The sequence below is a fragment of the Corynebacterium sp. HMSC30G07 genome, assembly GCF_001806945.1.
Lineage (GTDB): Bacteria > Actinomycetota > Actinomycetes > Mycobacteriales > Mycobacteriaceae > Corynebacterium > Corynebacterium riegelii.
Map to the genome: position 1 here is coordinate 45,238 of NZ_KV786461.1, position 22,580 is coordinate 67,817.

The window sequence follows — 22,580 nt, forward strand, 5'->3', positions numbered from 1 at the left end:
ATAAAGAATCGTGGCAGATAAAAGAATGGGAATAGAGGTTTATAACTATGAATGATTTAACACCATTATTGGCGAAATATGATGATCTGGATTATGAATCAAAATTTGCAAGTATCTCAGATGACATTTGGAGACTTGGCTCATTAGAGGAAATCAAAAAAGAAGTTGGATATGAAACTTTCACGTTTCATATAATTGTCAATCTGATAGGGGGCTGGAAATCTGATGGCTGGAATTATATTTTTACAGAAGGTTACGCCATATTGCCGCATGTAACAGGCACATTGAATGAGTTAGGATTGATAGAATTAAAAAATCAATTCGACAATACTATCGCCTGGCTAAATGAATATTTTGGAAATGTAGGAGTTGAGTTTCTTAATTTTGAAAAGGAAACGAATGAAAAGACTCACTACGATGTAATAAACGTTTTAAGTAACCCTAGATTTAAAGTTGAAGATGAAAAATTAAATTCTATCAGTTTGGAAGATAGAAAAATAGTTAGCAAAAAATATAAGACTGAAATAGGAAAATTGGAGGATATTTCGGAAAAACTTTGGGGTTATGGGACAGAAGACGATGGTTGGAAAGATGTTTTGGATTTTGTTTCAAAATCTCAATAGCAAATCAAAGCGGCATCGTCCTCGCGCCCAACAGCACCTAAGTATCGGAGAGAGAGGCACCCGAGTAGCCATTTCAAGGTTCGGCAATAACTACTGCGACTCTCCCTCAAGGACCCAGGTGAAGTCTCGAGACAACGCTTCCAGTTATGTCTCGGGGCTTTTGTTCGTTTTCCCGCCTTGCCAGCGTTCCCGCCTTCTCGCGCGTTTGGCTTTACGGATGTCCACGACCCAGCGCGGGACAAAAGGCCACGGCAGCGGAATGCCAACCGCACCCGTAAATCCAATGAATCCGATGATCAGAAGTACAACGGGCGGAACAAGCAGCACGGTCTGGACGGGATCGGGAAAGTTGGCCATTCTTACCAGGCCCTCGATACCGCGAGCACCCAGAATTAGCGAGCCGTAAGGAAAGATGAAGAGCGCGCCATCACTGTCTGCACCCTCTGGTTCGGATGCGTCATACCATTCCTCATCTTGAGGTACTTTCCGAACGACCCGGAGGTAGAAGGTCCAACAGAGAACCATAAATAGAATCGCCCCGCCGAAGAACAGTAAAGCTTCAATATTTCCGTTCATGGAGTTCGACCTCCTCGTGGATGCTTCTCGCTGTATGTCGTAAATGCTACCGACGATCTCGATTCTTTCGTCGGGGCGAAGCATCCCGTGCCGCCACTACGTCACTCCTCGTAAATATCGATGACGTGCTCCGGCCCGAATTCGATGAAGTCCCCGACCTTTGCGCCTTGCACCAGAGCGGGCTCGTTATTCAGCTCGCCGACGTAGTTACTCCCTCGCCCTGCCGAAACGGTAACCCACATGCGTTCAGCGCCTGGCATGCTGGGGTCAGGATCATTCAGCACGAAGATCAGCTTGACTATGTCCCCCACCTTGAGGTTCTCACGTGCGGATCGTTTCGGGAGGCCGAACGTATCCGGGTATTGAGCATGAAGTTCCTCGCCGTTTTCAAGGTGGTAGTCAACGGGCTTGGGCATTTCGAAATCGTCAAAAGTCATGCAGATATTCTTACACTTTTCTCACACTGCAGCCCATCAACTTTGCCTTTAATTCAGTCTGCGGAACCGCCTAGGAAGCTACCGTCGGTACACGCACTGCACCTTGAGAAGGTTCACCCACTCTTTCGCTACTCCTCACCTTTCGTTTACTTCGCTGGGCTCTAATCAGAGAAACCCCAGCCAGTCTCCAGGAAAGGTTTTCCCATGTCTCGTCGCTCTCACCGCCTAATCCCAGCCACCGTCATCGCTGCAGCTGCCTTCACCTCCGCTATTGCCGCACCGGTAACTAACGCTGCAGAGGCTCCGAACTACACCTACCTCGATATCAATGAGCATCCGCGTGCGCCCCAGCCGGGTTTCCGTGTCCTGCCCTACCTGCAGAAGCCTGCCGCTGACGAAATGACGCTGAACTTCTTCGGCGAACTTGGTACCGACGCGACCGTAGTACTCAAGGAAGCTGGCAAGGAGGTCAAGTCTGAGACCATCAAGGGCGAGCTGCAGGAGCACTTGCGTTACACCGTCAAGGAGCGTGACCAGGAGATCAAGGGCCTTGAGAAGGGCTCCTGGCTGAAGTCCAACAACAACTACAAGTACTCGGTGACCTTCACCGAACTGAAGCCGGCAACCACCTATGAGTACACGGTTACTCTCGACGGTGTTTCCAAGACGAACTCGTTTACTACGGCACCAACTGCAGATACTTGGGACAACATTCGTATCGTGGCGTTCTCTGACACCGAAACGGAGCCCGCTGGCCGCCCGAAGATCGACGGTGCTCGCGAGTGGGAGCGCAACCGTTCCTTCGCAGAAGGTTCCCTGGACCGCCCTGGTGAAGGCTCCGCTTGGTTTGAAAAGTTCGGCAGCAACACTCGCCTTGGTGTACCCGAGCCGCGCTACCCGCTCACCCAGGATGAAGCGATGAAGTACAACATTGGCGAGATTTCCAAGCAGAAGCCAGACCTGCTTCTCGTTGCGGGTGACTTGGGCCAAGGTGGCGGCTACCAGCCTGGCTGGGATGAGTACTTCGGCTATGTCGCCGGTGAGCACGGTGATCTGGCAGGCTCCACTCCAATGCTGACTGCGCTGGGCAACTGGGAGACGTTTGGTGCAGCCAACGGTTCCTACCAGGATGCAGATGGTATTGCTTGGGGTGCCGCCAAGGGCCGAAACGCTTACATGACGTACTTCGACACGTTTGGCTCTGACACCCCAGAGCACGAAGACTCCTACTACCGCGTTGATCACGGTCCAGTCACCGTGATCACGCTGGACTCCACCAAGGGGCTGCCGGATGAGAATGCCAAGGAGGAGAAGGAAAAGGCCATTCCTGGCAATGACAAGGAGTTCTTTGCTGAGAAAGGCGATTGGGGCAAAGACACCAACACCTCCTTCACCATGGAAGGCATGCATGCTGCAGGCGGCACCAGCCAGCCAGACTTCAGCGAAGGCTCCGAGCAGTGGAAGTGGGCAGAAAAGCAGCTTGCAGATGCTCGCGAAAAAGGCCAGTACATCATTGTCCAGTTCCACCACACCCCGTACTCCTCGGGCGTGCATGGCACGGCAACCGCGTCCGCTACCCCGGATGCACAACCAGGTACCCCGATGCGTGTGTACACCCCGCTCTTTGAGAAGTACGGTGTCACCGCGGTAATCAGCGGCCACGACGAGATGTTCGAGCGGTCCTTCATTGATGATGACGGCGACGGCATCGGCTTCCACAACTTCGACGTGGGTGTGGCCGCCGACGGGCTGCGCGGCGACTACCGGGTCAAGAATGAGGACGGGACCTACTCGCCTATTGACTTCAACACCTACCGCGAGTGGATGGCACAGTCCGATGAGCCGGAAATGTGGATCGACGACGAAAACGGTGTGCGCCAGCTCAAGGACGGCGGCAAGCACTATGGCCACCTGCAGATGGATCTGGAGCCGCTCAAGTGCTCCAACAACGTCGCAGCGAAGCTAACAACCACGCCGGTGTACCTGTTCCCCGTCTTGGACTCCAACTACGACCTTGTTCGTGTGGAGCGCCGCGTCTACAACGACGTCCAGGAAATCCTGTTGGACAAGGACGGCCGCCCCACGAAGCGTGACGTGAAGTGTGATCCGGCATCGGGCAGCTCGCAGCAAGATTCGAGCTCCTCATCTGCACTGGCAGGCGTTGGAATCGCTGTTGGCGTGCTCGCAGCACTCTTGGGAGCACTGGGCTTCGTCGCTCTCAACGCTGACGCACTGCCGCTGCCACCCGCAGTAAAGGCTGCAATCGAGCAAGCGCGCAGCGCATTCAACATCTAGTAAACCGCAAGCGTTGGTCGTAGCCTGCGTAAACCGTTATTATCTCCGTCATGCGTAAAATTCTTGCCTCCTCGCTTGCTGCTGCTGTCATCTTCACCGGCTCTACCGCTGTATCCGCAGTGGCGGTTGAGGGTGACACCACTTCGAGCTCGGATAAGACGGATAAGACGGACAACCAGGACGCTGAATCCTCTGCCGAGAAGGCCGGCTCCACTCGTGATGAGTCGAAGAATGTTCCGCCGCGGCCAACCCTGGGCGCACCTTCCCCGGCCCTGGAGAAGCTGAACCCGGATCCGTACACCGACCCGATGTACATCGACCCAGACAAGAACCCGCTGAAGAAGGTCTCCAGTTCCGACATGTTCCTGGACTGGACCAAGGACATGCCAGAGGGTGAAGGCAAGGACTTCGTCCAGGCATGGGCGGTCGGCTCCGCCATCCCTGATACGGCAAACCCTGTTGAGCTGTTCAAGCAGGAGCTGCAGGGTTCTTCCATGATGTCTTCCGGCATGTTCACCGGCGATTGGGCGCAAAGCTCCCGCGGCTCCAGCCAGGCAACGTCTGTCATCATCCCGGTTCTGCTCGGCTTGCTGGTCATCGGTCAGGTGACTGAGTTGGTGATGCGTGGGCTTCGCTACGCAGGTGTGGAAATCCCGACGCTTACTTTCTAATCCGCCCGCAGGGCGCGCCGGGAGGATTCCCGCATGCATGGGCGCAAGGTTTATTATGCAGTGGAGCGTAATTTTTAACCCGAAAGACCTATGCACATTTCACAACACATCAAACGCGCCTCGGCCGCCGTTGTCGCCCTTGCAGCAACGGTGAGCCTTGCAGGTTGCGTGACCAACCATGAGGGCGGCAACCCGGAGGGCTGGGAGGCTATTGAGCCCGACACCGTTCCGGAGATCGCAGCCATGGTGCCGCCAGAGGTCAGTGCGGACGGCAAGTTTTCCATCGGCGCCAATCCCCCATTTGCACCATTTGAGTTCAAAGACTCTGAAGGCAAGCTCATTGGCCTAGAGCTTGACCTTGGACGCGCACTAGCCAGCATCATGGGGCTTGAGTTTGACCCGCAGGAGATGGACTTCTCACTCATCTTGCCCGCAGTTCAAGCCGGCAGCCTTGATGCTGGTATGTCCGGGTTTACCGATAATGAGGAACGCCGCAAGACCTTTGACTTTGTCAACTTCCTCTACGCCGGCATCCAGTGGGCAACGCAGCCCGGTACGGATATTGACCCGAGCAACCCATGCGGCTTGACGGTCGCGGTACAGCGCACGACAGTCTCTGAGACAGACGACGTACGCCCGAAGAGCGAGGCCTGCGAAGAAGCTGGCGAGGAACCGATCACGGTGCTGTCTTTTGATACCGCGGATAACGCCTCACTTGCAGCACTTGTTGGGCGTGCTGATGCGGTCAGCGCTGACTCCCCCGTGACAGCGTGGGCGGTCCAGCGTTCTGACGGCAAGCTTGTGCTGACCGGTGAGATGTTTGATGCAGCCCCGTACGGCATTGCGGTGCCAAAGGGCTCGGAGCTCGCACCTGCGCTTGCGGCAGCTATGCAGCATCTCATTGACACTGGCGATTATGACCGGATTCTTGCGCAGTGGGGTGTGGACAACGGGCACCTTGAAGAAGCGTTGATTAATGAAGAGCCGATTAGGCAGTAGCCGTAAAGACAACGGTAAAGACAGGGATTTTTAGACAATGAGTAATCAAGTAACACTGCCCACCGGCGGGGACGGATCACAACAGCCAGGAACAAAGCAGCGTCCGCAGCGCATTGAGGCAAAGCCGCTTCGCCACCCGGGCCGTTGGGTATTAGCCGCGGTGCTTTTGGCGCTTGCTATCTGGTTTGTTATCGGCGCGGCACGCAACGAGGCCTACGGCTGGTCCACTTACTTCGCCTACCTGCTGGATACCCGCATTGCTACGGCGGCGCTGCACACCATCGCCATTACGGTGCTGGCCATGCTGATCGGTGTGGTAGGCGGCGTGGTGCTGGCCGTGATGCGTATGAGCCCGAACCCGGTGTTTAAGTCCATCGCGTGGCTGTTCCTCTGGATCTTCCGTGGCACCCCGGTGTATGTGCAGTTGATGTTCTGGGGTCTGATCGGCGCGATCTATGATTCCATCAATGTTGGCTTCGCCCAGATCTCCCTTGATCCGTTTACCTCTTCGGCGTTCATGCTGGCGGTAGTCGGCCTTGGTCTGAATGAAGCGGCGTACATGGCCGAGATTGTCCGCTCCGGTGTCTCCTCAGTGCCAGAGGGCCAGATTGAGGCATCTAAGGCGCTGGGTATGGGCTGGTCTCAAACTATGCGACGCACCGTGTTACCCCAAGCTATGCGCATCATTATCCCGCCAACCGGCAATGAGTTCATCTCCCTGCTCAAGACCTCCTCTCTTGTGGTTGCGGTGCCTTACTCCTATGAGCTTTACGGCCGCTCGATGGACATTGCTGCAGCACTCTTTGAGCCGGTGCCGCTGCTTTTGGTTGCGGCGACCTGGTACCTGGTCATCACCTCGATTTTGATGGTTGGCCAGCACTACTTGGAGCGCTACTTTGACCGTGGTGTGACTCGCCAGCTCACCGCTCGTCAGCTGGCTAGCCTTGCTGACGCTGAGGGCACGATCCCGAACAATGTCCAGATCATCGAAGCTCCCGAGAAGAAAGGTCGCTAACACACCATGACCGTTAAACACACACCCATGGTCCAGGCGGTGGATGTCTGGAAGTCGTTCGGCAATCTGGATGTGCTCAAGGGCATTGATCTGGAGGTTATGCCGGGTACTGTCACCTGCATCATCGGCCCGTCTGGTTCCGGTAAGTCCACGCTGCTTCGCTGCGTAAATCACTTGGAGAAGGTCACGGCCGGCCGCCTGTATGTGGATGCTGAGCTGATTGGTTACCGCGAGCGCAACGGCGTGCTGCATGAGATGAGCGAAAAGGACGCCGCCAAGCAGCGCCGTGAGATTGGCATGGTGTTCCAAAACTTCAACTTGTTTGGCCACCGCACGGTGCTGGACAACATCATTGAGGCCCCAGTCCACGTCAAGGGCATGCCCGCAGCACAGGCAAAGGCCCGCGCGATGGAACTGCTCAGGATGGTCGGTTTGGAGTCCAAGGCGGATGCCTACCCCATCCAACTCTCAGGTGGTCAGCAGCAGCGTGTGGCTATCGCGCGTGCGGTTGCCATGGATCCAAAGCTCATGCTTTTCGACGAGCCAACGTCCGCCCTCGACCCCGAACTCGTCGGCGAAGTCCTGCGCGTCATGCGCCAGCTTGCAGATGATGGCATGACCATGCTGGTAGTTACCCACGAGTTGGCCTTTGCCCGCGAGGTTGCAGACAACATCGTCTTCATGGCCGATGGCGTGATTGTTGAGCAGGGCACAGCCGATGAGGTGCTGGATAACCCGAAGGAGGAACGCACCAAGGCGTTCCTGTCCACCCTGTTCTAAGCGCTGAGCATCCCAACCAGGCCGCGCACAAGCGCGGTGAACCCGCCGAAGATAGCAAGCGACAACGCAATGCGGTACGCCAGGTTCACCGGCACGCGCGGCGCCACACGGGTGCCAACGATGATGCCCAGCACCATCGCAATGATGCCAACCACCCACGTCTCTGGGGTAACAGCGGCGAGATTGGCGGCACCCGTCGCTTCCTTGATGGCAAAGGACACTGCCCCGCCAACCAAAAAGATCGGCTGCAGCGTTGCCGCGTAGATCTCCTTCGGCCACCGCGCCGCGTGTGCGTAGACGGTAATCGAAGGCCCCGCTACACCGGCAAGTGTGTTCATAAACCCGCCGACAGTGCCGGCAATTACTGAGGGCACCGTGCCCTCAATATTCGGGATGTAGCGCTTGCCCAGGGTTACGGTACTCAGCGCGATCAAGAGCAACACGCCCACAATGATCAGCAGCAGGTCTGTGGAAATCGCACGGATCAAAAAAGCACCCGGCACCGCCCCCAACACAAGCGCAGCGGCAATTGGCGCAAACCGCTTCCAATCCACACGCTCCCGCATGGAATACGTGTTGGCCACGGCGTTCATGGTGGCCAACACGTTGACCATCAGCACGCCAGAGACCGGGCCTAGCAACACCGACAGCGCAGGCGCTGCGATAAGTCCCAAACCCATGCCTGAGATTCGTTGCAGTGCGGCGCCACCGAAGATGGCAAAGAAAATACCGACAAGGATTGCCGTCACTGCGCCTCACCCGGCGCCTCACTCGGACGCAGCTTCTCCACCATCGCCTCGCGCACGTGATCAGGGACAAGACCCGTGATGTCGCCGCCGTACTTGGCCACTTCCTTGGTCAAAGAAGACGAAATGTAGCCGTACTTTTCATCCGTGAGCAAAAAGTACGTATCCACGCCGGTGAGCCTGCGGTTCATCTGCGCCATGGGCAGCTCGTACTCATAATCAAGCGCCGTGCGAAGCCCCTTCACCAACGCCGTCACACCGTGGGCCGTGGTGTAATCCACCAGCAGCCCGCCCCAGTTATCCACCTCGACGTTAGGCAGATGCTGGGTAACTTCGCGGATGAGGTTTACACGCTCTTCAATGCTAAAAAGCCCCGATTTTTTGGTGGGATTACCAGTAACAAGCACGATGACCTTGTCAAAGTGGCGCGCGGCGCGAGTAACAATGTCCAAGTGTCCGTTGGTGATTGGGTCAAACGAGCCGGGGCAAACCGCGGTGGTCATCCTAGGCTTCTCCTTCAGACGTGTCAGGTGCTTCGGGTGCATCAGGGTCGGTGTAGACAGCCATATCCATACGCGCAATGCCGTAGAGACGTTTCTTCAGCTTCTGCCCAGTTGGGGTAAATTCCGCAGGCCAGTCGGTCTCAGGGCTTTCGCGGTGGCGTTCGATGACTACCACGGCGCCGTCGACCAGCAAAGGCTTAAGCGCCTCAACCATTTCCGCCACCGCCTCATCAGCCAGGTCATAGGGCGGGTCCGCCAGCACCATGGAGAAGTGCTTGCGCGGGGCACGCGCCACGTAGTCAGACACCTTGGCCTGCTCAATGGTCACATTCGGATGCCCTACCACACCAGCGTTGTGCTTGATAATCTCCACGGCCTTGGCGTCTTGCTCCACCAAGACCACAGACTCCGCACCACGCGAGGCTGCCTCCAAGCCGAGCGCGCCGGAGCCAGCGAAAAGGTCAAGCACTCGCTCACCGATAAACCCGAAGCGCACCTGGAGCGAAGAGAACAGGCCCTCACGTGCGCGATCCGAAGTTGGACGGGTGCCCTCCGGCGGCACTTTAATCTTGCGGCCGCGGGCCTCACCAGAAATGATTCGGGTCATTGACATGGTATTTACCCTAACCTAGCTCTTATCCAAGTATTCAAAGTCCTCAGGGACAAACCGTGCCGTTGCGGCACGGGCAAACTCAATGTTGTTTGCAACAATCCCCGCCGCGTCGTTATACGCGCGCTGCACCACGGCAAAATCATCCACCAGGTTCACCAGCTTCAACGTGCGAGCAATACCGGACTGCTCAGTGCCTAAGACGTCACCTTCGCGGCGTAGCAGCAGGTCAAGCTCTGCCAACGCAAAGCCGTCAATGTTGGCTGCCACTTGGCGCACACGCTCAAACGAGGGGCTGTCCTCAGCTGCTGTGGTGTGGAAGAGACACAGCGAGGCATTGCCACCGCGCCCAATGCGCCCACGCAGCTGGTGCAGCTGGGAGATGCCGAAATGTTCGGACTCGCGCACCATCATCACCGTGGCATTGGGCACGTCCACGCCAACCTCAATAACCGTGGTGGACACCAGCACGTCGATCTTGCCCGCGGCAAACGCGCTCATCACCTCGTCTTTTTCCGCGCCCTTCATGCGGCCGTGCAGTACGTCCACGTTCAAGCCCGGGAATTCTGTGGCCGATAGCCAGGCGGCGGTCTCGGTGACGCCGCCTTCACCGTCGATACGCGGGCAGACGATGTACACCTGGTGGCCGATGGCGATCTCCTCGCGCATCTTCTCCCAGGCGCGCGCCACCCAGGCGGGTTTGAACTCCGGCACCACGGAAGACTGGATGGGTTTGCGCCCACCCGGCAGCTCCTTGAGCGTGGACACAGACAGATCGCCAAAGACGGTAATGGCGATGGTGCGCGGGATCGGCGTTGCCGTCATCACCAACAGGTGCGGGGTGTACTGGCCGGCCTTGGCGCGCAGCTTGTCGCGCTGCTCCACGCCGAAGCGGTGCTGCTCATCCACCACAACAAGGCCAAGGTTGAAAAACTCCACGCCCTCTTGAATCAGCGCGTGGGTACCCACCACAATGTCCGCCTCACCGGTGACAATCTTCAGCAGCGCCTCCTGTTTTGCCGCAGCAGGCATGGACCCGGTCAGCGCCACCACCGTGGCCGGCACCCCGGCGTTCATCAACGTGGTGGTCAGCGAGCGCGCGTGCTGCATCACCAACACCTCTGTGGGTGCAAGCAGCGCCGCCTGTGCCCCGCCGTCGACTGCCTGCAGCATGGCCAGCAAAGAAACAATAGTCTTGCCGGAGCCGACCTCGCCCTGCAGTAAGCGACTCATGGGGATCGAGCGAGCCATATCCGCGCTGATGTCACGCAGCACGAGGTCCTGGCCGTCCGTCAGCGAGTAAGGCAAGCGCTCCAGAAGCGTCGCCTGGTGGCCCTCAGCCCTGGGACGTAGCGGCTTGGCACTGCGGTTTTCGGTATCGGCGCGGCGCACCCCCATGGCAAGGGCAACGGAGAGCGCCTCGTCATACTTCAACCGCTCAATCGCGGCTTTCGGCCCCTTAATCCCCGGATCATGGATCTGGCGTATCGCAGCATTCAACGGCAGGTACCCAATGGGCGTAAATCCCAGCGGTTCCTCAATCTTCGGCAAGTTTTTCAACACCATGTGGACCGCCCCCATGATCGTCCACGTGCTCACATTCTTGGTAGCCGGGTACAGCGGCAGCCACTTGCGGCCGCCTAAAATCTCGTCCAAATCGCCGAAGTAGGAAAGCTGGCGAAGTGAGCCGGTTGCCTGCGTCGGGCCGTCTAAAAGCACGAAGTCCGGATGCTGCAGCTGGGGACGCTCTTGAAACAGCGAGTACTTGCCCGTGAACATCGCCCGCGTACCTGGCCAGAGCACCCGCATTGCGTATTCTGAGCCGAAGAAGGTGGCGTCAAACATCTGATCACCATCATGGATCTCCACCTTGAAGATCTTGCGACTTGGCTGTTTACGGTTGGGAAAGACGCGGGTGTTGACCACCTCACCAATCAACGTCACCGTATCCCCTGGCTGCATCCCGAAAAGGCTCTCCCCAGAGCCATAGTGGACGTACCTACGCGGGTAGTGGCGCAACAGCTCCCCGCAGGTGTCAATCCCCAAATGCTTCGAAATCGCGCGGGCCTGCTTCAACGGAATGATCAGGTTCAGCGGACGCGTGTCATCGAAGCCAAGCATTTCGGCTACTCCACACCAATTTCAGCAACAACACCCAACCCGTCAGCCGGGTAGGCAAAGACGCTTACCGCAAGCTTTGCTTCTATCGACGCAAGCGAATCCTCATCCAACGCCCCCGGCTCGTAGAACACCGTGACCTGCTCACCGCCGTGCTCCAAAAAGCGCGAGCACACGCCCTCAATGGCTTCCCTGGGGTTATCTGCAATAAACACGGTCTCACCGTGCGCGGTAACCACCACGTCCCCCTTGGCAACGGCGCCGCCTTGCAACAGACCCGCCCGTGGCGCCCGGTACGCGACCGCCGTGCGCATCTCGCCTGCGGCCTCTGACATGGCGAAAGCGGCCGTGGCAAGCGGCTGGTTCGGGTCGTGCACACTAAGCGCAGCAATGCCGGAGACCAAACGCACCGTAGGCAGCAACGTCACCTGCTGCTCAAAGGCACGCGCAGCCTTCTCCACAGACGCCATCTCACGCCCGCCCAACAGGCCGTTGGGCAAAAGCAGCACCTCGCTGGCATCACCCCGGCGAATCTCGCCCAAAATATCTGCAACCACGTCCTTGCCGGGCGCTACTGTTACCGCACCGGCCTCGCGATACAGCTGCGTCAAAGAGCCCGGCGGGGTCACCGCCAAGATCATGCGCTCCGGCGCCGCCGTGGTCGGCTCCGCGGGCAACACCTCGAGGCGTAGATCGCTCACCTCGCCGCGGGCGAAGGCCTCCTGGATCACGTCACCTGCGCGCCGAGAGTGAATATGCACCTTGGCTTGGGTTTCGCTCAACCGCGCGGTGACCAAGCTATCCCCCATAGGCCCAATCGCTGCCTCAAGTGCGTCCACGTCACCCGCAAACTGGAACATGACCTCCAGGTTGCTCACCGCACCGTGGTGTACTCCCTCAGTCACAGGCTGGGGCTTTTGCTTATAGACGCCAACGTCAACCCCATCCCCCAACTCCTCATCCAATGCCTCTAAAAGCACCACAAGCCCGGTACCGCCAGCGTCCACCACACCAGCCTCGCGCAGCACCTCCAGCTGGGACGGCGTGTTAGCCAGGGCAACGCGGGCCGCCTCAGTGGCTGCGGACGCAACCTCTGCAATCGTGGGATCCTGCGGGTTCGCCGCCTGCGTCACAGCCTCGGTTGCCGCGACGGATGCCGCGCGCAGCACCGTAATCACGGTGCCTTCCACCGGGTCTGCAATCGCACGATCCACAAACGACACGGCGGCACGCAGTGCATCTGCAATCACAATGCCGCCGGGGGTTTCCTCCGAAATCGTCTGCGCAAGCCCGCGGATGACCTGGGAAAGCACCACGCCCGAATTGCCGCGCGCACCGCGCACCGCGCCAACTGCCAGGGCCTCGGCGACCTGCCGCGCATTGGCATCCTCACCAAGTGTCTCTGCTTCACGCACCGCAGAGGCCATCGTGTGCGCCATGTTGGAGCCGGTATCCGCATCCGGAACAGGAAACACGTTGAGCTGGTTGATCTCCACCCGCCGACGGTTGAGCTCATCACTTGCGCGCCGCGCCCAAGACATAAGCCGCGCACCGTCAAAATGGGGTGGTACTGCCATGAGGGTGTAGTTTACAACGCCCAGTCCACAGGTTCGGCCCCTTGGGCAAGAAGCGCCTCATTTGCCCGCGAAAAAGGCCGCGAACCAAAGAACCCGCGCGAGGCGCTCAGTGGAGACGGATGCGGGGAGGCAATCACCGGCGTATCACCCAAAAACTTCTGCGCAGTCTGCGCGTCGCGGCCCCACAAGATGGCAACCAACGGCGTGCCACGTGCAGCTAGCCCGCGGATCGCACACTCGGTGACGTCCTCCCAGCCCTTGCCGCGGTGCGAGCCCGGCTCCCCGGGGCGCACAGTCAGAACCCTGTTGAGCAACAAGATGCCCTGGTTGGCCCAAGAGGAAAGGTCACCGTCTGTACGCGGGGGTATACCAAGGTCCGCGTTGAGCTCTTTGTAGATGTTCACCAGCGAACGCGGTGCGGGAACGCCTGGCTGGGTGGAAAACGCAAGCCCCATGGGGTGGCCAGGTGTTGGGTACGGATCCTGGCCAAGGATGAGCACGCGGACGTCGTCCATGGGTTGATTGAAGGCGCGCAAGATGTTGTTGCCGCTGGGAAGATACGCGGGCTCGCTGCGCAAAAAGTCACCAATGGCATGGACGGTGTCTTCGACTTCTGCCAGTGTGGACGCCCAGGATTCATGGATTGGAAGTGACATTTAGAAGCTCTCCCATCCGTCGGTGTAGGTGGGCTCGTGGCCGTCGATACGCACGCCGGTGCCCTTGGAAACTGTGCCGATACTGCGAAAGCCCACGGGTGCGGAGCCATCACAGGTGCCAATAAGCGTGTGGTCCTCTCCCCCGGTCAGTACCCACTGCCAAGGGTCCACGCCCAGGTATTCGCCGGCGGCAGTCAGCACCGCGTCTGGAGCAAGCGCCACAGAGGTCAGGTCAATGCAAACTCCTGAGTTGCGTGCAAGCGTACTTACGTCCTTGATCAGGCCGTCCGAGTTATCGGTCATGGCCGTTGCACCGGCTGCACGCGCCACCACACCGCTGCCCGGGGTGAGCTGGGGTACCTGGTGAGCTTGGATGAGCACGTCAAACTCGTCCGGGATGTCTTTGCCGGACTGCAACAGTGCCAGCCCGGCCGCGGAGTAGCCAATTCTGCCGTGGGCGATAACGCGCTGGCCCGGGCGTGCCCGGTTGAGTCGCAGGGCATCGAGGTTGCCGCCAATAGAGCCGATCGCGGTGACGGAGATAACCAGTTCGCTGCCAGAGGTCACATCACCGCCAACAAGCTCCGACGTCCAGTGCTGGGTTATGTCCCCAATGCCGCGCGCAAGGTCCTCAACAACAGCAAGCGGCGTCTGCGGCGGCGCGGAGATTGCAAGCAGAGCGGCAATCGGGTTTGCGCCCATCGCTTCGATGTCGGCGAAGTTTTGCACCACCGCTTTTTGGCCGACGGCGTACGGCGTGGTGAAGGTTTCCGTGAAGTGTCTGCCGGCCACCAGCATGTCGGTCGCCGCCACAACGCGTGAATTGGGCACTGACGGGGTGAGCACTGCGGCGTCGTCGCCGTTGAGCGCTGATGGTGCTGCGTTGACAATTGCTTGGATAACGTCGTGCTCCCCAACGTCTCCAAGCGTGGGTCCGTGGGTGGGGAAGCCGGTGTGAATCACGGTTGTAACTAGGCCTTTCAGTAGACTGAGCCGCCATGAGCTCGACACTGCACAATGCCAACCAGATTAACCGGAAGGCCGTTTACGCCATCCTTGCCCTCGCCGTTGGGCTTGTCCTTGCGGTGCTAATCGGCGCCCGCGTGGTGTTTACGCAAGCCGCGCAGCAGCCGGTGACGTTGCCGCAACTGCCTTCGCCTGAGGCTGATTCCGCAGAGTGTGCCCAGTTTATGGACACCCTGCCGGAGAAGGTTGCCGGTTTTAAGCGCGCGAATCTGGCGGAGCCGGTACCTGCTGGTGCAACGGCGTGGCAGCGTTCCTCCACTGAGCGGGTTACGCTTCGTTGTGGTGTGGATATGCCGATGCAGTACAACGTGTACTCAGAGCCTGAGGAAGCGCACGGCGCGAAGTGGCTGCGCGTGGATGACCCGGCAACAACGTTGGCAACCTGGTTTACGGTGGACCGCTCCCCCGTTGTTGCGGTAACTGCTGATACCGCGCAGGTGCGCCGATCCCCGATCGCGGACATTGATGCCTCCACCCTGCCTCAGGCAGATATCGCACCTGCTCCGGCACCGCTGAGCGCGCTTGAGGCGGTTGCAACCGATGTGTGCGACGGCTTGCTTGAAAACGCGCCGAAGGAAATCGCCGAGGGCTTTTCGCTTATCAGCGACCCCGCAACCCCCTCAACCCTTACCTGGACCAAGCCGGGCGCAGAACCCGTTGTGTTGCGCTGCGGTGTTACCCCGCCGGAAAACTACGCACCTGGCGCTTCTCTAACCCAGGTCAATGAGGTGCCGTGGTTCCAGGACGTCGTTGACGGTATGGATGTGTTCTACGCGCTTGGGCGTAAGACGGATCTCGCCGCATCTATGCCAATTACCGGCAGCAACGAGATCATCACCAACTTGTCTGACCTTATTGCCCGCGAGGTTCCGGCTGCTCCGCAAGCGCAGTAGCCACCAGCGTTTCTAGAAGCTCGGCGTAGCCCACGCCACTGGCCTGCCACACCTGCGGGTACATGGAAATTGGCGTGAAGCCGGGCATGGTGTTGATCTCATTGAGCACCGGGCCATCGGGGGTAAGGAAGAAGTCCACGCGCGCGAGCGACTTGCAGTCCAGCGCTTGAAAGGCCACCACGGCAAGCTCGCGCAGCTTCTCCGTCACTGCCTGCTCGTACGGGGCCGGGATGGTGGCCGTGACGTGGTTGTCCAGGTACTTGGTTTCAAAACCGTAGAAGCCCTCATCAGAGTCCTCCGTGCCGTTGAGCTTGGCCGGAACAGAGGCTGCAATGCTCCCATCCGGGTACTGCAACACGCCAACCTCAACCTCATCGCCTACCAGTGCCCCCTCCACCAGAACTTTGTTGTCCTGTTTGAAGGCCTCGTTGAGCGCTGTGTCGAAATCTTCCCAGCGCTCCACCTTCGACACACCGATGGAGGAACCACCGTTTGCCGGCTTCACAAACACCGGCAACCCCAAGCGCTCACGCTGCGCCTCATCCAGCTGCTGGTGCGGGGTGCGCAGCGTCACTGAAGGTGCCACCGCAATGCCTTCTGCGGCAACAAGTTTCTTGGTGTATTCCTTATCCATGCCGCAGGCAGACGCCAGCACGCCCGGGCCAACATAGGGCACGCCGGAAAGCTCAAACAGGCCCTGGATGGTGCCATCTTCACCAAATTTGCCGTGCAGCACCGGGAAAATCACATCCACCTCAGCGACCGTCTCGCCGGTTTCTGGGTTGAAGAAGGTGCCGGGGGTTAACGGTGACGTCGACAAGCAAACTGCCCTTAAGCCACTGACTTCCGGCAAGGTAGCTCCTGCCACTGAGTCGAGCTCTCCCTCCACCCACGTGCCGTCACGGCGAATACCCACCGGGAAAATCTCAAAACGATCTTTGGGTAAATGCGCCATGATCGCGCCGGCGGAGATGCAGGAAATGGAGTGCTCGGTGGACTGACCACCGTAGATGACAGCTATACGAACCACGGGTCGAGCCTACCCGCCGCTACTCCGATTTCTTGCTTCGACCCATCAGTGCCGCAATCACCTCAGCAACTTTTAAGTCCCCGTGGCACACCGCATGCACTGCCTGCGTAATCGGCAGGTCCACCCCTTGCGCTTGGCCGAGCTGGAAGATACTGCGTGACGACGCCACGCCCTCCGCCACCTGCCCCTTCGTCGCAGCCTTCGCTTCCTCAATGGTTGCGCCCTGGCCAAGGGCGTGGCCAAACGTACGGTTACGGCTCAGCGGCGAAGAACAGGTTGCAACCAGGTCGCCCAGACCCGCAAGACCCGAGAAGGTCCGCTGATCTGCACCAAGCGACAAACCCAGACGGGTGATCTCTGCAAGACCACGAGTGATCAACGTAGCAATGGTGTTCTCCCCCAGGCCCTGGCCCGCCGCCATGCCGCAGGCCAACGCGATCACGTTTTTGGTGGCACCGCCGATCTCACACCCAATGACATCCGTATTGGTGTACGGGCGCAGGTAATTGGTGGCACACGCAGCCTGGACCAGTTTCGCGCGGTTCTCGTTTTCACAGGCAATCACCGTGGCAGCCGGTTGCTCCTCGGCGATCTCACGCGCCAAGTTCGGGCCAGACAGCACCGCGATGCGCTCATTGGACGCGCCGGTAACCTCCGCGATGATCTCGCTCATCCGCATATGGGTCTGCGCCTCAATGCCCTTAGAGATGGACACGAGCGTGGAATCCGGACGCAGGTGCGAAGCCCACTCAGTCAGGTTCTGGCGCATGGTCTGGCTGGGCACCGCGAAGACAACAATGTCCGCGCTTGCCAGCGCTGCAGGGGCATCATCAACCGCCGAGATCGCCTCCGGCAGACGAATACCGGGCAGGTAGTCGGGGTTTCCGTGGGTTTGACTAATGGTCTGCGCCAGCTTCGTACGGCGAGCCCATAGCGTGACAGAGTTACCGCCGTCTGCAAACACCTTGGCCAGCGTCGTGCCCCAGGAACCGGCACCCATGACAGCAACGTTGACCATCCGCAACCAACCTCCAACATCCGTGTGCAAAATGCAGCCTGCGATAAAAATGCGTTACTAACGCTAACATCCGCGCGGGTGCTGTGTGGGACGGTGTGTGACTGTGTCGGACCGTGTGGGTCACTACGGGGGCACAGTAAATATGCAGCCTTGCGGCGAGTGCGCAACAATGGAACCTATGTCTGGAAACACTTCTCGCCCCACCAACTTGCACGAGCAGGACAAAGATAGCGCTGGGGAGATGTTTATCACCGGCCGTCATCAAGAAATCCCGCTCAAACCGCACAAGGAGTTTGCCCGCACCACGCTCGCCGCGGGTGCCGTCATGTGGCGTGGGGACGCTGATAACCCCGATTCTTTGGAAGTGGCGTGCATTCACCGCCCGCATTATGACGATTGGTCGTTGGCCAAGGGTAAGCTCGACCCGGGTGAGTCCCTCATTGCAACCGCAGTGCGCGAAATCAAAGAGGAAACCGGCTATGACGTGCGCTTGGGCAAGCTCATTGGCAAGACCGTCTACCCGGTGAAAAACACCACCAAGGTGGTCTACTACTGGACTGGTGAGGTCACCGGTGGTGAGTTCGTGCCCAACGATGAGGTTGATGAGATCCGTTGGCTGCCGGTGGAGGAAGCCAAGGCGTTGATGAGCTACGAGTTGGACCGTCAGGTGCTGGCCAAGGCGCAGAAGCGGTTTAACACGCCGACAACCTCGCGCATCTTGTACGTGCGCCACGCCCGCGCACATGATCGGAAGAAGTGGACGGGCGATGACAACTTGCGCCCGCTGGATAAGAAGGGCCGCCGCCAGTCAGAGATGCTGGTGCCCCTGCTGGCGCCGTTTCACCCGCAGCGGATCTTGACGGCTGCGCCTGATCGTTGCCAAGCAACAGTGGCTCCGCTTGCAGACGAGCTGAATCTGGACGTGACCGTGGACCGTCGCTTTGGGGACGACGCTTGGTTGGAAAACATGGTTGACGCCCAACAAGCCTTCATGGATGTGGTGGCACGTGGCGGGGTGAGCGTGATTTGCAGCCAGGGTGAAACCATCCCGCAGATGATTGCGTGGCTGTCCTCCCAAGGCACGCTGCCCATTGACACTGACATTCTGGCGAAGAAGGGCTCGACGTGGGTGTTGAGCTTCCGCGACGGCAAACTCACCGGCGCCGACTACGTCCCAACCGCCCTGCCAGTGCAGTAAGCCTGAACAAACCCGAAAGATAAGGAACATTAGTTTTATGACTGATACCGCCACCAGCCCCGTCGCTGGCCCACTGGAGCCGCTAACCCAAGAGCGCCTAGAAGCGCAGCTTAGCGGCCTGAACTTGCAGCACTTCCGCAATGAGGAGGGGCTGACCGTAACGGCGTTTCCCGGCATGGCATGCTTTTTCGAGTTTGCTGAGATTGGCTGCAAGATCACCACGCGCTGGTTGGGTCTGATCGAGTCTGAGGAAGACACTGCTACTGTGCGTCTGCGCGCCAATGAGCTCAACCGCTTCATGCCACTTGTGCGCACCCACCCCATTACGCGCTCCGATAACTCCACCATCGTGCTGTTAGAGGCGCCGCTGTTTGCACCGCACGGTGTTACGGATGGCCAGCTCAAGGCCATGCTGCAGTTCTACTTCTCCACCATCCATGACCTGCAGAGGGACCTGCGCAAGACTCTGCCGCACATCGCGGATGAGATGCCACCTACCGGTGGAAGCGAAACCACCGACGCAGACACGACCGGAACAACGGAGGCTTAAGCACCATGGCAACTGAGACACCCGAGACTACTGAGACGTTTACCCCGCTATCGTTTGATCGCGCCACCAAGGCTTTTGATGAGCTTGGCTGGCAGTATGACGCCAACGAAAAAACCCAGACGTTGCAGACTGGGTTTAGCGGCATTGGCATGCAGGTGAAGTTCCTCGCCCCGAACGTGATCGTGGCAACCACCGTGGCCGTTGACGCGGTCAAGGCGGACCGCTTTGAGGAACTTATGGCGTGGGCGCGCGACTACAACCTCAACAACGCCTACCCTTCGGTCTCCGCCTTCCAGGACAAGGAAAATGACCTGGCAGCCCTTGGCGTGGCGTACACCATGCCGGGCTACTGGGATTACACCGAAGAGCAGTTCCGCGCGCACCTGACCAGCGCCATCGACGGGGTGGTCAACACCTGCTTGGCCTTCTTAGAGACGTTCGCCCCCGACGTGCACCAGCAAGTTACTCAGGCACAACAGCAGGCTTAAACGACGGGCGCGACGCCTCGTAGGAGGCAATCGCCTCCTCATTGCGAAGCGTCAGCCCAATATCGTCCAGGCCTTCCATGAGGCGCCAACGCGTGTAGTCATCGATGTCAAAAGTGTAGGTGTTCTCCCCCACCGTGACCGTGCGGTCTTCCAGTGAGACGGTGACCTCAAGGCCTGGCTGCTGCTCAAGCTGCTTCCAAATCAGCTCAATGTCGGATTCGCTCATGATGCCTGCGAGCAGACCGGCCTTGCCGGAGTTGCCGCGGAAAATATCCGCAAAGCGTGGGCTGAACACGGCGCGGAAGCCGTAATCCATAAGCGCCCAGACAGCGTGCTCACGCGAGGAGCCGGTGCCGAAGTCCTCGCCGGCGAACAGGACGGAGCCGTTCTTAAACGACTCCTGGTTGAGCACGAAGTCAGCCTCGTTTTCGCGCCAGTTGGAAAACAGGCCGTCCTCAAAACCGGTGCGAGATACGCGCTTGAGGTAGCGCGCAGGAATGATCTGGTCGGTGTCTATGTTGGTGCGGGTCAGCGGCACGCCGACGCCGACGTGGGTGGTGAATTTCTCCATGGTTGAAATCTCCTTCTACAGGTCAGCGGGGCTTGCAAGATGGCCGGTTACCGCGGTAGCTGCGGCCACCAGTGGGGAAACCAGGTGGGTGCGTCCACCCGGGCCTTGGCGGCCTTCGAAGTTGCGGTTGGAGGTAGACGCGGAGCGCTCCCCCGGTGCGAGCTGGTCCGGGTTCATGCCCAAGCACATGGAGCAGCCGGCGGTACGCCATTCAGCACCGAACTCGGTGAAGATAACGTCGAGACCTTCCTCCTCTGCCTGCTGCTTGACCATGGTGGAAGACGGCACGACCAACATGCGAGTGCCTTCCGCGATGGTGCGGCCCTTGACCACCTCGGCGGCAGCACGTAGGTCCTCAATACGGGCGTTGGTGCAAGAGCCGAGGAAGACCGTATCGATTGCGATTTCACACAGCGGGGTGCCCGGCGTCAGATCCATGTACTTCAGCGCCTTGGCTGCAGCCTGCTTGGAGGCCTCATCACCAAAGTCCTCCGGATCCGGCACATTCGCACCAAGCGGCAGGCCCTGGCCCGGGTTGGTGCCCCAGGTGACAAAGGGGGTCAGGCTGGAGCCGTCGATCTCTACGACGGTGTCAAAGGTTGCGCCCTCATCAGTCGGCAGCGTCTTCCAGTACTCCACCGCTGCGTCCCAGTCCGCACCCTTGGGCGCAAACTCGCGGCCCTTGACGTAGGCAAACGTCTTCTCATCCGGCGCCACCATACCGGCGCGTGCGCCAGCTTCGATGGACATGTTGCAGATAGTCATGCGTGCTTCCATTGAGAGCTTCTCAATGGCTTCACCGCGGTACTCAATGATGTGGCCTTGGCCGCCGCCGGTGCCGATCTTGGCAATGATGGCCAAGATCAGGTCCTTGGCGGTGACCCCTTCGGCCAGTTCGCCGGTGACCTCAATCGCCATCGTCTTAAAAGGCTTCAGCGACAACGTCTGGGTGGCCATGACGTGCTCTACCTCGGAAGTACCAATGCCCATGGCGATAGAACCGAACGCGCCGTGGGTGGAGGTGTGCGAGTCACCGCACACGATGGTCATGCCCGGCTGCGTGATGCCAAGCTGCGGGCCAACGGTGTGCACAATGCCCTGCTTGACGTCACCCATTGGGTGCAGGCGCACGCCAAACTCTTCGCAGTTCTTCCGCAGCGTTTCCACCTGGGTACGCGACGTAGGCTCGGAGATCTCCAGCAGGTTGCCGCTGATAATGCCTTCCGTTGGCACGTTGTGGTCTTCTGTAGCCAGGTGCAGCTCCGGGTGACGCATGGTGCGTCCACTCATGCGCAGGCCGTCAAACGCCTGCGGTGAGGTAACCTCGTGCAGGAGCTGGAAGTCAATATAGATGAGGTCGGGCTCACCGTTTTCGCCCTTGGTCACGACGTGGTCGCGCCACACTTTCTCGGCCAGTGTCAGCGGTGTTGTAGCCGAGGTTTCAGCCATAGCATTCTCCTTCTCCGATTCCAGCATGCGAGATGCTACTATCCATGGTGTGAGACAGTATAGCGAAGACTCGGGCATCAAGGTTCTCGACCGCTCCGTTGCCATCATCCGCGCGGTAAGCAGGGGCGATAAGACCCTGGCCGCACTCAGCGCAGACACAGGCCTGCCGCGCGCCACCGCGCACCGCATTGCCACAGCCCTCGAAGTGCATCACATCCTCGCACGCACCGAGCAAGGCGCGTGGACCATCGGCCCAGCACTTGCACGTTTTTCCACAGGCACCTCGCCCCACCTCATCGGCGCAGCTACACCCGTGATGCGCGACTTAGTTGCAGCAACTGGTGAATCGGTGCAGCTCTACGAGCTCACGGGCGATACCCGCACGTGCATCGCCGCCGAGGAACCCGATTCCGGCTTGCACAATGTGGTGCCGGTCGGCTCGCGGCTTTCACTTTCCGCCGGCTCTGCCGCCCGCGTCTTTGCAGCACATTCGCCTATCGACACCCCATTTGACCCCGCCGACCTCGAACAAGTCCGCGCCGACGGCTATGCGGAGTCCGTCGCCGAACGCGAAGTGGGCCTGGCTTCAGTCTCCACCCCGATCTTCCAGCCCGACGGCGCACTGGTCGCGGTGTTGTCTATCTCCGGCCCTGCAGAGCGCCTCAAGCCCTCACCCGCTGACAAATGGGGCAAGGACCTGTTGGCTGCCCGAAAGCAGCTCGAAGCCGCGCTGTAAGACAGGCAGCCCGCC

Annotated in this window: 24 protein-coding genes; 11 read left to right on the forward strand and 13 right to left on the reverse strand. The window is 59.3% G+C overall.

From position 1 onward, the window contains the following. Window positions 1–47: 47 nt before the first annotated feature. Window positions 48–623 (forward strand): hypothetical protein, encoded by a 576-nt coding sequence (locus HMPREF3104_RS12040; RefSeq protein ID WP_083278947.1) that lies wholly within the window; start codon window positions 48–50, stop codon window positions 621–623. Between the two features lie 144 nt (window positions 624–767). Here HMPREF3104_RS12040 and HMPREF3104_RS05420 read toward each other — a convergent pair whose 3' ends face one another. Together HMPREF3104_RS05420 and HMPREF3104_RS05425 are read right to left on the reverse strand one after the other, a co-directional pair. Next, the gene (locus HMPREF3104_RS05420; RefSeq protein ID WP_070494738.1) at window positions 768–1,199 is read right to left on the reverse strand and encodes a hypothetical protein; all 432 of its coding nucleotides are present in this window, start codon (window positions 1,197–1,199) and stop codon (window positions 768–770) included. A gap of 101 nt (window positions 1,200–1,300) precedes the next feature. Next, window positions 1,301–1,636: a DUF2314 domain-containing protein gene (locus HMPREF3104_RS05425; RefSeq protein ID WP_201820435.1), complete on the reverse strand. Its 336-nt coding sequence runs from the start codon at window positions 1,634–1,636 to the stop codon at window positions 1,301–1,303. Between the two features lie 204 nt (window positions 1,637–1,840). On the opposite strand from HMPREF3104_RS05425, the gene HMPREF3104_RS05430 reads away from it, so the two are divergent. The 5 genes from HMPREF3104_RS05430 (at window position 1,841) to HMPREF3104_RS05450 (ending at window position 7,396) form a co-directional block, all read left to right on the forward strand. After that, window positions 1,841–3,931 (forward strand): metallophosphoesterase family protein, encoded by a 2,091-nt coding sequence (locus HMPREF3104_RS05430; protein WP_070494713.1) that lies wholly within the window; start codon window positions 1,841–1,843, stop codon window positions 3,929–3,931. Window positions 3,932–3,981: 50 nt separating this feature from the next. Continuing rightward, the gene (locus HMPREF3104_RS05435) at window positions 3,982–4,602 is read left to right on the forward strand and encodes a hypothetical protein (RefSeq protein ID WP_070494714.1); all 621 of its coding nucleotides are present in this window, start codon (window positions 3,982–3,984) and stop codon (window positions 4,600–4,602) included. A gap of 90 nt (window positions 4,603–4,692) precedes the next feature. Next, window positions 4,693–5,601, forward strand: coding sequence for an ABC transporter substrate-binding protein (locus HMPREF3104_RS05440; RefSeq protein WP_070494715.1), 909 nt, complete (start codon window positions 4,693–4,695; stop codon window positions 5,599–5,601). 37 nt (window positions 5,602–5,638) lie between these two features. Beyond that, window positions 5,639–6,616 (forward strand): amino acid ABC transporter permease, encoded by a 978-nt coding sequence (locus HMPREF3104_RS05445; protein ID WP_070494716.1) that lies wholly within the window; start codon window positions 5,639–5,641, stop codon window positions 6,614–6,616. 6 nt (window positions 6,617–6,622) lie between these two features. After that, window positions 6,623–7,396: an amino acid ABC transporter ATP-binding protein gene (locus tag HMPREF3104_RS05450; protein WP_070494717.1), complete on the forward strand. Its 774-nt coding sequence runs from the start codon at window positions 6,623–6,625 to the stop codon at window positions 7,394–7,396. On the opposite strand, the gene HMPREF3104_RS05455 is transcribed toward HMPREF3104_RS05450, so the two are convergent. From HMPREF3104_RS05455 to HMPREF3104_RS05485, 7 genes are read right to left on the reverse strand one after another with little or no spacing between them, the layout of a single operon-like run. Next, window positions 7,393–8,145, reverse strand: a complete 753-nt coding sequence (locus tag HMPREF3104_RS05455) for a sulfite exporter TauE/SafE family protein (protein ID WP_070494718.1) — start codon at window positions 8,143–8,145, stop codon at window positions 7,393–7,395. The genes HMPREF3104_RS05450 and HMPREF3104_RS05455 overlap by 4 nt on opposite strands. Beyond that, window positions 8,142–8,645 carry a pantetheine-phosphate adenylyltransferase gene (gene coaD, locus HMPREF3104_RS05460; protein WP_070494719.1) on the reverse strand — a complete coding sequence of 168 codons (504 nt, stop codon included), beginning with the start codon at window positions 8,643–8,645 and terminating at the stop codon, window positions 8,142–8,144. Before coaD ends, HMPREF3104_RS05455 begins: the two co-directional genes overlap by 4 nt. Window position 8,646: 1 nt before the next feature. Further along, window positions 8,647–9,252 carry a 16S rRNA (guanine(966)-N(2))-methyltransferase RsmD gene (gene rsmD, locus HMPREF3104_RS05465; RefSeq protein WP_052204507.1) on the reverse strand — a complete coding sequence of 202 codons (606 nt, stop codon included), beginning with the start codon at window positions 9,250–9,252 and terminating at the stop codon, window positions 8,647–8,649. 21 nt (window positions 9,253–9,273) lie between these two features. Then, a complete protein-coding gene (locus HMPREF3104_RS05470) occupies window positions 9,274–11,376 on the reverse strand; it encodes an ATP-dependent DNA helicase RecG (protein ID WP_070494720.1) in 2,103 nt (700 codons plus the stop codon). Window positions 11,377–11,381: 5 nt separating this feature from the next. Next, window positions 11,382–12,950 (reverse strand): DAK2 domain-containing protein, encoded by a 1,569-nt coding sequence (locus HMPREF3104_RS05475; protein ID WP_070494721.1) that lies wholly within the window; start codon window positions 12,948–12,950, stop codon window positions 11,382–11,384. Window positions 12,951–12,961: 11 nt separating this feature from the next. Further along, on the reverse strand, window positions 12,962–13,606 hold the full coding sequence (locus HMPREF3104_RS05480; RefSeq protein ID WP_070494722.1) for a uracil-DNA glycosylase: 645 nt from the start codon (window positions 13,604–13,606) through the stop codon (window positions 12,962–12,964). Further along, window positions 13,607–14,569: a thiamine-phosphate kinase gene (locus HMPREF3104_RS05485; protein ID WP_052204515.1), complete on the reverse strand. Its 963-nt coding sequence runs from the start codon at window positions 14,567–14,569 to the stop codon at window positions 13,607–13,609. Between the two features lie 35 nt (window positions 14,570–14,604). On the opposite strand from HMPREF3104_RS05485, the gene HMPREF3104_RS05490 reads away from it, so the two are divergent. Further along, window positions 14,605–15,525, forward strand: coding sequence for a DUF3515 domain-containing protein (locus HMPREF3104_RS05490; RefSeq protein WP_083278948.1), 921 nt, complete (start codon window positions 14,605–14,607; stop codon window positions 15,523–15,525). Here HMPREF3104_RS05490 and HMPREF3104_RS05495 read toward each other — a convergent pair. Both HMPREF3104_RS05495 and HMPREF3104_RS05500 read right to left on the reverse strand, forming a co-directional pair. Beyond that, window positions 15,485–16,555 (reverse strand): D-alanine--D-alanine ligase family protein, encoded by a 1,071-nt coding sequence (locus tag HMPREF3104_RS05495; RefSeq protein WP_070494723.1) that lies wholly within the window; start codon window positions 16,553–16,555, stop codon window positions 15,485–15,487. The genes HMPREF3104_RS05490 and HMPREF3104_RS05495 overlap by 41 nt on opposite strands. Window positions 16,556–16,574: 19 nt before the next feature. Next, on the reverse strand, window positions 16,575–17,573 hold the full coding sequence (locus tag HMPREF3104_RS05500) for an NAD(P)H-dependent glycerol-3-phosphate dehydrogenase (RefSeq protein ID WP_070494724.1): 999 nt from the start codon (window positions 17,571–17,573) through the stop codon (window positions 16,575–16,577). 178 nt (window positions 17,574–17,751) lie between these two features. Between HMPREF3104_RS05500 and HMPREF3104_RS05505 the strand changes: the two genes are divergently transcribed. From HMPREF3104_RS05505 to HMPREF3104_RS05515, 3 genes are read left to right on the forward strand one after another with little or no spacing between them, the layout of a single operon-like run. Further along, the gene (locus HMPREF3104_RS05505; RefSeq protein WP_070494725.1) at window positions 17,752–18,771 is read left to right on the forward strand and encodes an NUDIX hydrolase; all 1,020 of its coding nucleotides are present in this window, start codon (window positions 17,752–17,754) and stop codon (window positions 18,769–18,771) included. A 37-nt stretch (window positions 18,772–18,808) separates the two neighbouring features. Continuing rightward, window positions 18,809–19,321 carry a YbjN domain-containing protein gene (locus tag HMPREF3104_RS05510; protein ID WP_070494726.1) on the forward strand — a complete coding sequence of 171 codons (513 nt, stop codon included), beginning with the start codon at window positions 18,809–18,811 and terminating at the stop codon, window positions 19,319–19,321. Window positions 19,322–19,326: 5 nt separating this feature from the next. Next, a complete protein-coding gene (locus HMPREF3104_RS05515) occupies window positions 19,327–19,809 on the forward strand; it encodes a hypothetical protein (protein WP_070494727.1) in 483 nt (160 codons plus the stop codon). On the opposite strand, the gene leuD is transcribed toward HMPREF3104_RS05515, so the two are convergent. Continuing rightward, window positions 19,784–20,380, reverse strand: a complete 597-nt coding sequence (gene leuD / locus HMPREF3104_RS05520) for a 3-isopropylmalate dehydratase small subunit (RefSeq protein WP_070494728.1) — start codon at window positions 20,378–20,380, stop codon at window positions 19,784–19,786. The genes HMPREF3104_RS05515 and leuD overlap by 26 nt on opposite strands. A gap of 15 nt (window positions 20,381–20,395) precedes the next feature. Further along, entirely contained in the window at window positions 20,396–21,829 is a 1,434-nt protein-coding gene (gene leuC, locus HMPREF3104_RS05525) for a 3-isopropylmalate dehydratase large subunit (protein ID WP_070494741.1), read from the reverse strand. A gap of 25 nt (window positions 21,830–21,854) precedes the next feature. Between leuC and HMPREF3104_RS05530 the strand changes: the two genes are divergently transcribed. Next, window positions 21,855–22,565 carry an IclR family transcriptional regulator gene (locus tag HMPREF3104_RS05530; protein WP_070494729.1) on the forward strand — a complete coding sequence of 237 codons (711 nt, stop codon included), beginning with the start codon at window positions 21,855–21,857 and terminating at the stop codon, window positions 22,563–22,565. Window positions 22,566–22,580 lie beyond the last annotated feature (15 nt).